The 13,039-nt window shown below is 71.9% G+C and carries 14 protein-coding genes and 1 pseudogene; 7 read left to right on the top strand and 8 right to left on the bottom strand.

Going from position 1 to position 13,039, the window contains the following annotated elements:
* Nucleotides 1-7 precede the first annotated feature (7 nt).
* Nucleotides 8-1,192 carry an ANTAR domain-containing protein gene (locus tag FHX82_RS31665; RefSeq protein ID WP_145934560.1) on the bottom strand — a complete coding sequence of 395 codons (1,185 nt, stop codon included), beginning with the start codon at nt 1,190-1,192 and terminating at the stop codon, nt 8-10.
* A gap of 115 nt (nt 1,193-1,307) precedes the next feature.
* Here FHX82_RS31665 and FHX82_RS31670 point away from each other — a divergent pair, with 115 nt between their 5' ends.
* The 3 genes from FHX82_RS31670 (at nt 1,308) to FHX82_RS31680 (ending at nt 3,350) form a co-directional block, all read left to right on the top strand.
* Complete coding sequence (locus FHX82_RS31670) at nt 1,308-1,601, top strand: hypothetical protein (RefSeq protein ID WP_145934561.1); 294 nt, start codon at nt 1,308-1,310, stop codon at nt 1,599-1,601.
* Nucleotides 1,602-1,747: 146 nt separating this feature from the next.
* On the top strand, nt 1,748-2,098 hold the full coding sequence (locus FHX82_RS31675) for an STAS domain-containing protein (protein ID WP_183176943.1): 351 nt from the start codon (nt 1,748-1,750) through the stop codon (nt 2,096-2,098).
* The gene (locus FHX82_RS31680) at nt 2,088-3,350 is read left to right on the top strand and encodes an MFS transporter (protein ID WP_229880290.1); all 1,263 of its coding nucleotides are present in this window, start codon (nt 2,088-2,090) and stop codon (nt 3,348-3,350) included. The genes FHX82_RS31675 and FHX82_RS31680 overlap by 11 nt, the downstream gene beginning before the upstream one ends.
* Here FHX82_RS31680 and FHX82_RS31685 read toward each other — a convergent pair.
* The gene (locus FHX82_RS31685; protein ID WP_145934563.1) at nt 3,327-4,559 is read right to left on the bottom strand and encodes an AI-2E family transporter; all 1,233 of its coding nucleotides are present in this window, start codon (nt 4,557-4,559) and stop codon (nt 3,327-3,329) included. The two genes, FHX82_RS31680 and FHX82_RS31685, sit on opposite strands and share 24 nt — an antisense overlap.
* A gap of 124 nt (nt 4,560-4,683) precedes the next feature.
* Between FHX82_RS31685 and FHX82_RS31690 the strand changes: the two genes are divergently transcribed.
* The gene (locus FHX82_RS31690; RefSeq protein ID WP_145934564.1) at nt 4,684-5,187 is read left to right on the top strand and encodes a flavin reductase family protein; all 504 of its coding nucleotides are present in this window, start codon (nt 4,684-4,686) and stop codon (nt 5,185-5,187) included.
* 84 nt (nt 5,188-5,271) lie between these two features.
* Nucleotides 5,272-5,688, top strand: a complete 417-nt coding sequence (locus FHX82_RS31695; protein WP_145934565.1) for a CBS domain-containing protein — start codon at nt 5,272-5,274, stop codon at nt 5,686-5,688.
* Nucleotide 5,689: 1 nt separating this feature from the next.
* Here the strand turns inward: FHX82_RS31695 and FHX82_RS31700 are convergent, their stop codons facing one another.
* Entirely contained in the window at nt 5,690-6,226 is a 537-nt protein-coding gene (locus FHX82_RS31700; protein ID WP_229880289.1) for a phosphatase PAP2 family protein, read from the bottom strand.
* 76 nt (nt 6,227-6,302) lie between these two features.
* Here FHX82_RS31700 and FHX82_RS31705 point away from each other — a divergent pair, with 76 nt between their 5' ends.
* Entirely contained in the window at nt 6,303-6,836 is a 534-nt protein-coding gene (locus FHX82_RS31705) for a DUF421 domain-containing protein (protein WP_145939360.1), read from the top strand.
* Nucleotides 6,837-6,870: 34 nt separating this feature from the next.
* Here the strand turns inward: FHX82_RS31705 and FHX82_RS31710 are convergent, their stop codons facing one another.
* Entirely contained in the window at nt 6,871-7,851 is a 981-nt protein-coding gene (locus FHX82_RS31710) for an SDR family oxidoreductase (RefSeq protein ID WP_145939361.1), read from the bottom strand.
* 854 nt (nt 7,852-8,705) lie between these two features.
* On the opposite strand from FHX82_RS31710, the pseudogene FHX82_RS31715 reads away from it, so the two are divergent.
* Nucleotides 8,706-9,507: pseudogene (locus FHX82_RS31715) on the top strand (IS5 family transposase).
* A gap of 207 nt (nt 9,508-9,714) precedes the next feature.
* Here the strand turns inward: FHX82_RS31715 and FHX82_RS31720 are convergent.
* The 4 genes from FHX82_RS31720 to FHX82_RS31735 all read right to left on the bottom strand — a co-directional run.
* Complete coding sequence (locus FHX82_RS31720; protein ID WP_145939047.1) at nt 9,715-10,734, bottom strand: LLM class F420-dependent oxidoreductase; 1,020 nt, start codon at nt 10,732-10,734, stop codon at nt 9,715-9,717.
* Nucleotides 10,731-11,549, bottom strand: coding sequence for an SDR family NAD(P)-dependent oxidoreductase (locus tag FHX82_RS31725; RefSeq protein ID WP_145939046.1), 819 nt, complete (start codon nt 11,547-11,549; stop codon nt 10,731-10,733). The genes FHX82_RS31720 and FHX82_RS31725 overlap by 4 nt, the downstream gene beginning before the upstream one ends.
* Nucleotides 11,549-12,436 (bottom strand): amidohydrolase family protein, encoded by an 888-nt coding sequence (locus FHX82_RS31730; RefSeq protein ID WP_145939045.1) that lies wholly within the window; start codon nt 12,434-12,436, stop codon nt 11,549-11,551. Before FHX82_RS31730 ends, FHX82_RS31725 begins: the two co-directional genes overlap by 1 nt.
* 47 nt (nt 12,437-12,483) lie before the next feature.
* The coding region (locus tag FHX82_RS31735) for an AMP-binding enzyme (RefSeq protein ID WP_183176945.1) at nt 12,484-13,039 on the bottom strand (556 nt) is incomplete at its 5' end.

Below are 13,039 nucleotides of genomic sequence, written 5' to 3' on the forward strand. Positions count from 1 at the left end.
CCGCGCTTCATCGCGTCCCGCAGGCCGCCGTGTGCAGGTCCTCCAGCGCCCCGAACACGTGGTCGTGGCGCTGCCAGTACAGCCACTGGGCGGCTTCGCGCGCGAGCCCGTCCAGCCGTTCGCGCACCGGGACGTCCAGCTCGTGCCCGAGGCCCGGGTGCAGGGTGGTGACGACGCCTTCGCAGCGGTCCGCGGCCGTCAGCAGGGGAGTGCTCTGCACGGCGTGGAGGCCGGCGGACAGCAGCAGTTCCCGCACGCTCCCGCCGTCGAACAGCGGATCGTCCCCGGCGTCCTCGCTGGTGACCCGGCTGTGCTGGTGCAGGGCGCGCACGCAGGTGGACTCTTCGCGGTCCACGTGGGCGAAGCGGGCGGCGAACTCCTCGCCGAGGCCCCGGTGGGCTGCCAGGCACAGCCCTTCGCCCTCGGTGAGCTGGGTGTAGCCGGCCGTCGCACCGGTGCACGCCAGCGCCGCGTAGAGGAGGTGGTGCAGCACGGCGGCCGGGGTCGCGACGTGCCGGGCCGGGGCGAAACCGAGCGGCGGCGCGGGTTTCCGCACCGCCGGGGTCAGCCACACCTCGCCTGCCGGGCGCGGCAGCTCGACGAGCGCCTTCGCCAGCACCTGCATCCTGACGTTGTGGCGCTGCGACGTACGCCGCAACAGCTGGAACGCGGCGTCCATCTCGGCCATCCGGTAACGCTCCTGCAGCACGCCGAGGGCGCGGGCGATCACCGGGCGGCTGGCGAGCTTCGCGCGCAGGTCCTGCACCTCCAGCCGCAGCCGCCGCAGCTGCTCGCCGGGGCTTTCGCCGTCCTGGCGCGGCAGGGCACCGTCCACGGCGTCCAGGCTGAGGTAGGTGTCCAGGACGTCGGTGGCGTGCGCGGACCGCAGCACCCGCTGCGCGTACCCGGTGCCGGTGACCACGCGCAGCCGACGGCCGGTGCCGGCGAGCGCGTCCGCGACGGACTTCAGCAGCCGGATGCCGGCCACGCTGAGCAGCCGGACGCCGGTGAGGTCGATGACCGGGTCGGGGACGCCGGTGACCAGCCGCAGCAGCCGCACCTCGAACGCCGGGTGCGCGCTGACGTCGAGCTCCCCGGTGACCAGGACGACCGTGCGGCCGCCGGTGCGGACCGGTGTCGCCGACCAGGCGGCACCCTGGATCCGGACGGGCTCGGCGGACGGTTCGAGCACTGCGCGCCTCCCAGGGGCCGGGTGCGTCCCTCCACCCTCGCGCAGCGGGCGCCGGGGATCGAGCAGGGGCGGAATCCGGCGGTTGCACGGGGGCCGGCCGGGGTATGCGCGTGCCGTGCCGCACAGACCACCGCCCGCCACGGCGGGTTCCAGTACCTGGACCGACGAGGACGGTGTCCGGCAGCCGCGGGGCGACGTGCACGCGTGGGTGCCGGGCACCAACCAGACCCTGTGCGGCGTGCCGCTGCACCGGGCGCGGCTCGCGCGGTTCCCGCACGTGCTGTGGGTGGACGCGCTGTGGCTGGCCGACACACGGGACGAGGGGATCTCACCGTGCCGCCGGTGCACCGCCGCGGCGGGCGGGCGCGGGGGAGCGCGCCGCTGGACGCGGGTGAACCCGCGTCCGTGACAGAGCCGGTTGCGGTCGTTCCGGCCGGTCCGTAGGGTCGAGGGGACTTGTGCGGCCGGAGAGCCCACCGTCTACAACGGACAGGAGCGGCCATCATCTCTTCCCGGGAGTTCCCCCATCCGTCGCCGGCGGGCGGCCGGGCCGCGTTGGCGGTCACGACGATCCGAGGGCCGGGCGGGATCACCCGGGTGCTGGCCGCGGGCGAGATCGACTGGGCCAGCGTCGGTTCGCTCGACCGGGCGCTCGAACACGAGCCCGCCTCCGACACCACCGCGCTGATCGTGGACCTCGCGCGCGTGTCGTTCTGCTCCTCGTGTGGCCTGCACCTGCTGACCAGCCTGCGCCAGCGCGCGAAGGCCGCCCCGGTCCCGCTGGAACTGGTGGTGGACACGGTGGTCGTGGGCCGGGTGCTGGAGGCTTCGGGGCTGTGGTCGCTGTTCTCGATCCACACCGACCACGACTCGGCGCTGGCCAAGCTGACCGCGAGTGGCCGCTGACGAGTTGCGCGGCGCCGCCGCCCGCGTGAGGCTGGACCCGGTGGTGACAGGTTCGACGACACAGTCCCCGGCCCGCGCGGGCGCCCGCGGCTGGACAGCGGTGGTGCTCCTGGCGGCCGCGTTCGCGGTGGCGATGCTCGGCACGACGCTCCCGACCCCGCTGTACCCCGACTACCAGCGCCTCTTCGGCTTCGGCGAGCTGATGACCACGGTCGTCTTCGCGACCTACGCCGTCGGGGTCGCCGCGGCGCTGCTGGCGTTCGGCCGGTGGTCCGACCAGCTCGGGCGGCGGCCGATGCTGCTGGCCGGGCTCGCGTTGTCGGCCGTGTCCGCGCTCGTGTTCACCTTCGCCGGCTCGACGGCGTGGCTGTTCCCCGGGCGCGTGCTCTCCGGCCTGTCCGCGGGGATCTTCACCGGCACCGCCACGGCGGCCGTGGTCGACGTCGCCCCGGCGCACGGGCGCGCCCGTGCGAGCCTCGTCGCGGCGGCGGCGAACATGGGCGGCCTCGGGCTCGGCCCGCTGCTGGCGGGCGTGCTCGCCGAGTACGCCCCGGACCGGCTTCGCCTGTGCTACCTCGTGGATCTCGGGCTGGTGGTGCTCGCCGTGGTCGCTGTCCTGCTCGTCGCCGAACCCGTCGAGCGGGCCCGGCACCCCCGGCTCGGGCCGCAGAAGATCGCCGTGCCCGCCGAGATGCGCGGCGCGTTCGTCCGTGCCGGGATCGCCGGGTTCGCGGGGTTCGCCGTGCTGGGCCTGTTCACCGCCGTGTCCCCGGCCTTCCTCGGCACCGTCCTGCACCACACCGACCGCGCGCTCGTCGGGGTGGTGGTGCTCGCGTTGTTCGCCGCGTCCACGGCGGGCCAGGTGCTGTCCGCGCGGCTCGGCGAACGGCCCGCGATGGTCACCGGCTGCGCGGGGCTCATCGCGGGCATGGCGCTGATCGGCGTGAGCCTGCCGCTGGCGTCGTTGCCCGTGCTGCTCGCCGGTGCCGTCGTCGCGGGGCTGGGGCAGGGGATGGGGTTCCGCGCCGGGCTGACCGCGCTGACCGCCGCCGCGCCCGCCGGGCAGCGCGGCGAGCTCACCTCGTCCTACTTCCTCGTGCTGTACGTCGGGATCACGCTGCCGGTGATCGGCGTCGGAGCCGCCACCACGGCGTTCGGGCTCGTGCGTTCGGGCGTGGTGTTCGCCGCCGGGGTCGCCGTGCTCGCCGCGGTCGCGCTCGTGCTGCTGCTACGGCGTACCGGCTCCCGCTGAGTCCTCTTCCTCCTCGGCTTCCCTGGCGGCGGCCTCCTTGGCCTCGGCCGCGGCCTGCTGGTCCGGCAGGGGCCGCGCGTTGCGGGGCCGCAGCGCGTTGACGTCGTGCGGGTCCAGCTCGTTCGGGTCGCGCAGCAGCGAGCCGATGGCGGACTTGAGCACCGCGAGGATCGGCACCGCGAGCAGCGCGCCGGTGATCCCGGAGACCTCGACGCCCACGGCGATCGCGAGCACCACGGCGAGCGGGTGCAGCCGCACCGCGCGCCCGAGCAGGAACGGCTGCAGCACGTGGCTTTCCAGCTGCATCACGCCGATCAGGATCGCCAGCACGATGAGCGCGGCGACGAACCCCTTGGCCACCAGCGCGATCAGCACCGCCACCGCGCCGCTGGCGACGGCGCCGATGATCGGGACGAACGCGCCGATGAAGATCAGCGCGGCCAGCGGCACCGCGAGCGGCACGCCGACGATCCAGATCCCGACGCCGATGCAGATCGCGTCCACGCACGCTACCGCCACGGTGGCGCGCACGTAGCTCACCAGCGAGGCGAACCCGCGCCGCCCGGCGACGTCCGCCTGGTCGCGCACCTCGTGCGGCACGATGCGCAGCAGGAACGACCACACCTGCGGCCCGCTGTAGAGGAAGAAGATCAGCGTGAACAGCGCCAGCAGCGCCTGGGTCAGGATGGTGCCGATTGTGGTGGCCGTGCTCAGCGCACGGCTGGCCAGCTCGGCGGAGTTGCCGTTGATCGCGCCGATCGTCTTGTTCAGCATCTGCTGCAGCTGGTCGTGCGACAGGTGCAGCGGGCCGCGCTGCAGCCAGTCGTTGATGCGCGCGAGGCTCGCCGAGATCTGCTCCTGCAGCTGCGGCAGGCTCGCGGTGAGCGTGGTGATCACCAGCGTCAGCACCCCGCCGACGACGATGAGCCCGACGACGATCGCGATCAGCGTGGCGAGGCCGCGCGGCACGTGCCAGCGCACCAGGCGGCCCACGAGCGGCGCGAACAACGCCGAGACCAGCAGGGCGATGCCGACCGGGATGGCCACCGCGGACAGGTAGCCGAGGATGTAGAAGATCACCCCGATCGCGGCGATGATCAGCAGGAAGCGCCAGCTCAGCGCGGCGGCTACGCGCATGCGCCACGGCACCGACCGCGCGGCGTCACTCCGCACGGTCGTCCGCCGTGCCTGGCCGTCCCCGACCGTCATCGTCCACCTCCGTTTGTGCCCCCGAGCGGGTGACCTCTTTCTACCCGCTTCACTCTGCCTCTACTCGGCGTCACAGGCAGGCAGGAACACGGCGGAGCGTACCGGTCGGAGTACCTTCACCCGCATGGATCACTCCGAGGAGCGGGGAGAGCACCTGCACGACCTGGTCGCCGCCCTGGACTACTCGATGTTCGTCGTGACCACCGCCGCCGGCGATCAGCGGGCCGGGTGCCTGGTGGGGTTCGCGGCCCAGTGCAGCATCTCGCCGTTCCGGTTCATGGTGTGGCTGTCGAAGAAGAACCACACCTACGAGGTCGCCCGCGGCGCCACCACCCTCGCCGTGCACACGCTGTCACGGCGGGAGCGCGAACTGGCCCGGCTGTTCGGCTCGCACACCGGGTGGGAGGAGGACAAGTTCCCGCGCTGCTCGTGGCGGCCCGGACCGGACGGGGTGCCGCTGCTGGACGACTGCCCCGGGCTGTTCACCGGCGAGATCCTGGACCGGCACGACACGGGCGACCACGTGGGCTTCCTCCTGCGGCCCACCTCCGCCGTCGTGCGCTCGGCCGCCCGGCCACCGCTCACCTTCCAGGACGTGCGGGACTTCGAGCCCGGCAACGCCGCCTGACCGGTTTCGGGCCCCGACCACCCGGGTAGGCGACGGGAAGTCCGGCCCGCGCCGGAGGCCGGCTCACAGGAGGTGAGGCTGGAGATGACCAAGGCACGCGACATCATGACCCGCGACCCGAAGTGCGTGCGGTCGAGCGACACGGTGCTCGACGCCGCGCGGCTGATGGCGGACCTCGGGGTCGGCGCGCTGCCGATCTGCGGGGAGGACGACCGGCTCAAGGGCATGCTCACCGACCGCGACATCGTGGTGAAGGTTCTCGCCGAGGGCAAGGACCCGCGCGCGCTGCGCGCCGGGGAGCTGGCCCAGGGCGAGGTGGTGACGATCGGCGCCGACGACGAGGCGCCGGAGGTCTTCCGGACCATGGCGCAGCACCAGGTGCGGCGGCTGCCCGTGATCGACGGCCACGACCTCGTCGGCATCGTCGCGCAGGCCGACGTGGCCCGCGCGCTGGACGACCCGCAGGTCGGCGACCTGCTCGAAGCGCTGTCCCAGGGCTGAGTCAGGGAAGGACGCGGCTCGTCACGTACGCGGCGAGCGCGCCCCACACCGCGCCGGCGAGGACGTCGGACGGCCAGTGCACCCGGGTCCGCACGCGGGAGTAGGCGACCGCCAGCGCCACCGGCGCGGCGAGGACCGCGAGCGGAGGGGCCTGCAACGCGGCCGCGGTGGTGAAGGCCGCGGCCGCGCTCGCGTGGGCGGACGGCAGCGCGGGAGAGGTTGGGGACTCCGGCAGGGCGCGGCGGGCGGGGGAGTTCGCGGCCGGGGGACGGCGGCGCAGCGCGACCCGGCCGAGCAGGTGCGCGGACGGCGTGGCGAGGGCGAGCGCCGCGGCGGCGTGCAGTCCGGCCCGCCGGGACCGGCCGGGCACGACGGTCAGTGCGGCCGCGGCGGCCCACCACAGCAGACCGCCGCGGGTGGCGAGGCTCAGTCGCACCAGCCAGCGCGCCGGGGCCCGGTCTGGGAGCGTTTCCGAGACCCAGCCGTGTTCGAGCCGGTTCAACCGGTGCAGGGGGCGCTTCAGCCATTTCCGTGCCACGCCCCGAGCTACCCCGGTCCGGGCGGCGGAAACCCTTCCGGCGCATGGACTTCGGTGCGCTGGGTACTGCCCGGGCATGCTCGACTGGTCGCAGATCCTCGAACCGAACACGCACCCGCTGGAGATCCTCGTCCGGGGCAGCAGCATGTACCTGGGGCTGTTCGTGTTGCTGCGGGTGATCCTGAAGCGCGAGAGCGGGACGACCGGGGTCACCGACCTGCTCGTGGTGGTGCTGATCGCCGACGCCGCGCAGAACGGGATGGCGGGGCAGTACCAGTCCATTTCGGACGGGCTGCTGCTGGTGGCGGTGATCATCGGCTGGTCGTTCCTGCTGAACTGGGTCGCGGTGCACTGGCGGTGGGCGGAGCGGCTCGTGCGCCCTCGCCCGCTACCGCTCGTGCGGGACGGCGTGCTGTTGCGGCGCAACATGCGGCACGAGCTGATCACCGAGGCCGAGCTGCGCGCGCAGCTGCGGGAGCAGGGGATCGCGCACCTGGAGGACGTGCACGAGGTCCGCATGGAGGCGGACGGGCAGTTCAGCGTGATCCCGTGCGAGCAGGCGAAGGACCAGCACCGGCCCAGGAATCCGCGGAGCAAGCAGAGGGTGTGAGGCGGGACCGGTCCACAGTGGAGCGCAGGGCTCGTTACCGGCGGGCCAGCCAGGTCACCAGGCCCGCCAGTGCGCCGGTGCCGAGGACGCCCAGCAGGCCGTGGTGTTGGGAGGCCCAGACCTGCGGGCTGCGGGCCGCGGCGCGGTCGTCGAACTCGCCGTGCGCGCCGAAGTCGGTGTCGTCGTCGGCGGGGGACCACAGGTTCGCCGGTTGTCGCGGGTCGCGGGGCTGGTCCGTCTGCTGCGACTCGAAGCCCGTGCGCGCGAGGTAGCGGTCGAGCAGGCCGGGGATCACCTTGTCCCCCAGCAGGGTGCCGACGGTGCTCGCCCCGACCCAGTACTCGCGGCGCTGCGGGTGGTCGGCCGCGTACACGATCGCGTCGGCGGCGACCTCGGGCTGGTAGATCGGCGGCACCGGCTGCGCCTGCTTCGGCAGCCGTGAAAGCACCCAGCCGAACTGCGGGGTGTTGACCGCGGGCAGCTGCACCATCGTGACGTGCACCCCGGCCTTGTCGTGCAGCAGTTCCGCGCGCAGCGCCTCGTGCATTCCCTGGATGGCGTGCTTCGCGCCGCTGTACGCGGTCTGCAGCGGGATGCCGCGGTAGGCCATCGCCGAGCCGACGTGCACGATCGCGCCCCGCCGGCGCGGCAGCATCCGGTCGAGGGCGGCGCGGGTGCCGTGCATGTAGCCGAGGTAGGTGACCTCCGTGACGCGCTTGTACTCCTCGGGCTCGATGTCGGTGAACCGCGCGAAGACGGAGGTGAACGCGACGTTGACCCACACGTCGATCGGCCCGAGCTCCTCCTCGACCCGCCCGGCGGCGGCGTCCACGGCGGCGAAGTCGGCGGTGTCGACGGGCAGCGCCAGTGCGTCGATCTCCTTCGCCACCGCCCGCAGGCCTTCCTCGCCCCGGGCCAGCACCGCGACCCGGTCCCCGCGGGCGGCGAACGCCCGTGCCGTCGCCCGCCCGACGCCCCCGGTGGCTCCCGTCACCACGACCACGCGACCGCTCATCCGTCCTCCCGTCCCACTGCCGGAACCCCGCTGTCCGTGCGGCGGTTACCCGGTCCCGGCGGCGCCAATCAGGGGAGGAGAGGATGCAACGACCCTGAGACGGTTTGGGCGGTCGCACGGGGGACGGCGCGGCGGCCGGTCACGCGACAGCCTGTGGGGTGGCTGCTGGGCTGGGCCGCCTCCGGCGACGTAGGCCGAGAGCTGAACAGAGCCGAGCCGGAGAAGCTGCAACAGCTCTACGAAGCCCTCGACCTGGAGATGGTCTACCAACATGAAGAACGGGCGGTGGATGTCTCCAGCCGTCCCGCCCGTAGGGTTTGTGCCGGTGTCCGAGGGGGAGTTGCACACTAACCACACGGTTTAACCTGCGACATTGATGCGACAGGCCCCAACGGCACGCACCACTGCGCCCCGCCCTGCCTGGCAACCATGTAGGGATGCCGCAGGCTCAACCGGCGTGAGGTGCACTCGTATGCGCCAACCAGACGCTCGGGCGACTCGGCGACGTTCGCGCGCGACTCGTTGCAGGCAGACATCGTCAACTTCCCGTGTGTCCAGTAGCAGTTGAGGGGCAGCTGGCGATAGATCGCTATGCGCGCATTGGCAGTAGTCGCCGGGATGATCACCGCGTCGACCAGAACAAGCAGGACTCCTGGTGGGGAGTGTGGGGCCAGTGGGTAGGTGCGGTCAGCTCAATTGCAGCAGCGGCCGTTGCTGTCGCCATCGCCTACCTGGGCTGGAAGAAGTCGGACGAGCATGCGGCTAAGAGGTCCTAACGGAATGATCTTGGTGTGGTTCACTGTCTCCTGCTGTTGATCTTGTGGTGGGAGGTTGTTGGTGGCGCAGCGCAGGCCGTGGGAGTCGAGGACGGGCTGTGGGAGTTGATCGAGCCTCTGTTGCCCAAGGTCGAGCGCCGGTTTCGTTATCCCGGGCGCAAGTGGTTGGATGACCGGCGTGCGTTGTGCGGGATCCTGTTCGTGCTGTACACGGGGATGCCGTGGGAGTTCCTGCCGCAGGAGCTGGGATACGGGTCGGGGATGACGTGCTGGCGTCGGTTGCGGGACTTGACCGAAGCCGGAGTGTGGCAGCAGTTGCACGAGCTGCTGCTGGCCAGGCTCAACGCGCCCGGGCTGCTCGACTGGTCCCGGGCGGCGATCGACGGTTCGCCTGTCCGGGCGCTCAAAGGGGGCCGAAAACCGGGCCCAGCCCGGTTGACCGCGCCCGTACCGGCTCCAAACACCATGTGATCACTGAAGGCGGCGGTATCCCGCTCGCGGTGAGGTTGACCGGCGGCCGCAACGACATCACCCAGCTCGCCCCGCTGCTTGAGGCCATCCCGCCGGTGCGAGGCCGACGTGGCCGGCCCCGCCGTCGCCCGGACACGCTCTACGCCGACCGCGCCTACGATTTCGACAAGCACCGCGACCTCCTGCGCGCCAGGGGCATCGCTTCGCCCGCCGCGGCATCGAACAGGGCTCCGGGCTTGGTTTTCATCGCTGGGTCGTCGAGCAAACCATTGCCCTGCTGCACTGGTTCCGCCGCCTGCGCACCCGCTGGGAAATCCGCGACGACATCCACCACGCCTTCCTCAGCACCGCCTGCAGCATCATCTGCTGGCGCCGGCTCAAAAAACACTCATCTGTTAGGACCTCTTAGGTGCCAACTCGCTCGTTGCCTCGAGATGGCCAGCAGATGCTGTAGCACCGCGCACCTGACTCACGAGCGCGCTTGTCGGCCTGCCGTTCGACGAGGTCGTCCAGGTCGCGCTGACGCCCGTCGCCTACACCGTCGGCACCGACTTCAGGCCCACCCACCGCGCCCCCGGTGGAGGAGTTCCTGCACTGGGACCGGTGGTGAGCCCGCTCAGGCCACCCACTCCTTGAGGCGACGCACCAGCTCGGTGGCGTCATCGCCGACGGGGGTCACCTGGAGGTTGGTCACGCCCGATTCACGGAAGGCCTCGATCCGTTCCTTGACGTACGATGCCGGGCCGACGAGGTTGACCCGTTCCAGCAGCTCGAGCGGTACGGTGGCCTCGGCCTCCTGCTTCTTGCCATCGAGGTAGAGCTCCTGGATCCGCCGGGCCTCGTCCTCGTAGCCGTACTGACGAATGAGGTCGTTGTAGGAGTTCTTGCCGCGACCGCCCATGCCGCCGATGAAGAGGGCGAACATCGGACGGACGAGGTCGAGGACACCCTTCACGTGTTCTCCGATGGCCACCACGCCACCGGCCACGATCTCCAGCGGCGCGAGATCCGCGGAGCGCGCGGCCGCGCCGGCGGCGAGCGCGTCGCCCCATACCTGAGCGGCGTCCTCGGGCGAGTAGAGGAACGGCAGCCAGCCGTCGGCGTACGACGCGGCGCCCTCGACCGACTTCGGGCCCAGGGCGGCGAGGTAGATCGGGACCGAGGGACGCGGCGGCCTGCTCATCAGCTTGAGCGGCTTGCCAAGGCTCCCGGGGAGCGGCACCTGGAAGGACGGGCCGTCGTGCTCGACCGGCTCACGGCGCAGGGCGGCGCGCGTGATCTCCACGACCTCCTTGGTCCGACCGACGGGCCGGGCGTAGGGCACGCCGTGCCAGCCCTCGACGACCTGCGGTCCGGAGGCACCCAGGCCGAGGACGGCGCGGCCGCCGGAGACGCTGTCGAGGCCCGCCGCGGTCTGGGCGAGCAGGGTCGGCGTGCGGGAGTAGACGTTGAGGATCGCCGACCCGATCTCGACGGTCGAGGTGCGCGCCGCGAGGTAGCCCATCAGCGTCGGGGAGTCGAAGCCGTAGCCCTCCCCGACCCACACCATGTCGAGCCCGGCGGCCTCGAAGGCAGCGACCTGCTCGGCGGCCACCCGCGGATCACCGCCGAAGGTCAGCATGGTCGACAGCCTCACGACCGGGTCCCCTCCGGCGCGGGAGCCGCGGAGTCGAAACTGGCGCCCATCCCGACGCTGGCGCCTCCGTCGACCGGGGTCACCGTGCCGGTCACGAACCTCGAGCCCGGTGAGACCAGCGTGGCGACCAGGTCCGCGAACTCCCGGGGTGCGCCGATGCGTCCCAGCGGCGCCGTGCTCCCCAGCCGCTCCTTGGACAGCTCGGGCTGACGCTCGATGGTCTTGGCGAGCAGCGGCGTGTCGAAGTAGCCGGCCAGCAGCGTGTTGACGCTGATGTTCTGCGCACCGACCTCGAGTGCGAGGGTCTGCGCGTAGCCGATCACCGCCGACCACACCGTCGTCGGCGCGGCCATGCCGACCGCGGGACGCCGGGCGACCGCCGACACGACGTTGAGGATGCTGCCGCCCTCGGCCGTCATGTGCGGCAGCGTGGCCCGCACGGACCTGACGACGTAGAAGAAGTGCCGTTCGAAGGCCTGCAGCCAGACCTCGTCGGTGAGCTCGGAGATCCGCCGGATCGGCGGTCCGCCGTCGTTGGTCACCAGCACGTGGACGGCGTCCCCGAACCGCTCCAGCGTGGAAGCGGTCACCCCCTCCAAATCCGCAGCGCTCGAGCAGTCGGCGGTCAGGCCGAGGACCCGCTCCTCGCCGTACCTCTCGGCGAGCTGCCTCTCCGCTGCGGCGACCTTCTCCGCGCGCCGTGCGAAGAAGGCGACGTGGGCGCCCTCAGCCAGGAGGCGCTCGGCGATCGCGAAGCCGAGCCCGTCGCTACCGCCACCGACGATGGCGACCTTGCCCGTCAGTCCGAGGTCCATCACGCCACCCCGATCTCGGCGAGGAAGGCCTCGGCATTGCCCGTGAAGACGTCGTCGAGGACGTCAGCCGGATAGCCCTGCTCGCGCCACTCGGCGACCAGCCGCTCGTGGCTGAGCATCGGGTAGTCGGCGCCGAAGAAGACACGCTTGCGCAGCCGCTTCCCGATCTCACGCTTGAGCTCGCCGGGGAAGTAGCGCGGGGACCAACCGTGGAGCTCCATCCAGACGTTTCCCTTGTGCAGGGCCGTCGCGATCATCTCCGACTGCCAGGGCCAGGCCACCCGGCCCGCGATCACGTTGAGGTCTGGGTGGCGCGCGGCCACCCGATCGACGTACCGCGGGTGGCTGCCCTCCAGGGTGATGCCCATGCCGCCGCGGGTGCCGGCGCCGGTCGCCGACATCCCGACGTGCACCAGGACGGGACGGCCGGCCTCGCGGCACAGGTTCAGGCAGGCCTCCCAGCCCGGTTCGTCCGGCGTGCCGGCCGGTGTGAACGAGTGCACGGCCAGTCCGATCAGCCCGGGTCCGTCGCTGAGGCAGCGCTCCAGCTCCTTGACGTGGGCCGGCTGCGTGGGATCGATGCCGATCCAGTGGCCGAGGACGACGTCGGGGTGCCGGCGCGCGAAGTCGAAGGCGTAGTCGTGCTGCTCCCGGACGGCGCCGACCTCCATCGTGTAGGTGAAGGCGAAGTCCAGCATCACCCGGGCGTTCGCCGTACGGAACTGCTCGGCCTGCTCCTCGTCGCTGACGAAGCTCATGCCCCACTTGAAGTAGCCCCGCAGCGCTTCGCGGTCTGCCGCGGTCTCATACGGACTGCCTCGCCACCCTCGTTCGGTGCCCCAGTGGGAGTGGAAGTCGATCAGGCGGGGGGTCGTGTCTGTGCTCAACGCCGAGCGCCTTTCCTGGATGCCGCGGGTCTGATGGGTTTGACGGGTCAGTGGACGTTGCGCGTCGAGTCGCGCCAATAGGGAGCCCGCAGTGACTTCTTGTCGACCTTCCCGACAGCCGTCTGGGGCAGTGAGTCGACGACCACGACCTCCTTGGGCGCGTACATCGAGCCCTTGACCTGCTTGACGAAGGCCTGGAGCGCGGGCACGTCGATCTCCTGCCCGGAGCGGGCCACCACGAATGCGGTGACGGTCTCGCCCCACCGCTCGTCGGGTACGCCGATGACCGCGGCCGAGCTCACCGACGGATGGCCGGTCAGGGCCGCCTCGACCTCGCTGGCGTAGATGTTGAAGCCGCCGGAGACGATCATGTCCTTCTTGCGGTCCACGATGTAGAGCAGGCCCTCGTCATCCTGGCGAGCGAGGTCGCCGGTGTGGAGCCAGCCGTTCTTGAGTGCCTCGTCGGTCTGTTCGGGCAGGTTCCGATAGCCGAGCATGACCCCGCGGTTGCGCATGACGATCTCGCCGACCTCGCCCACGGGCACGTCGTGGCCGTCGTCGTCGACCAGCCGGATGCGGTTGGCGAGAACCGGCCGGCCGCAG

Source organism: Amycolatopsis bartoniae (assembly GCF_014191255.1).
Lineage (GTDB): Bacteria > Actinomycetota > Actinomycetes > Mycobacteriales > Pseudonocardiaceae > Amycolatopsis_E > Amycolatopsis_E bartoniae.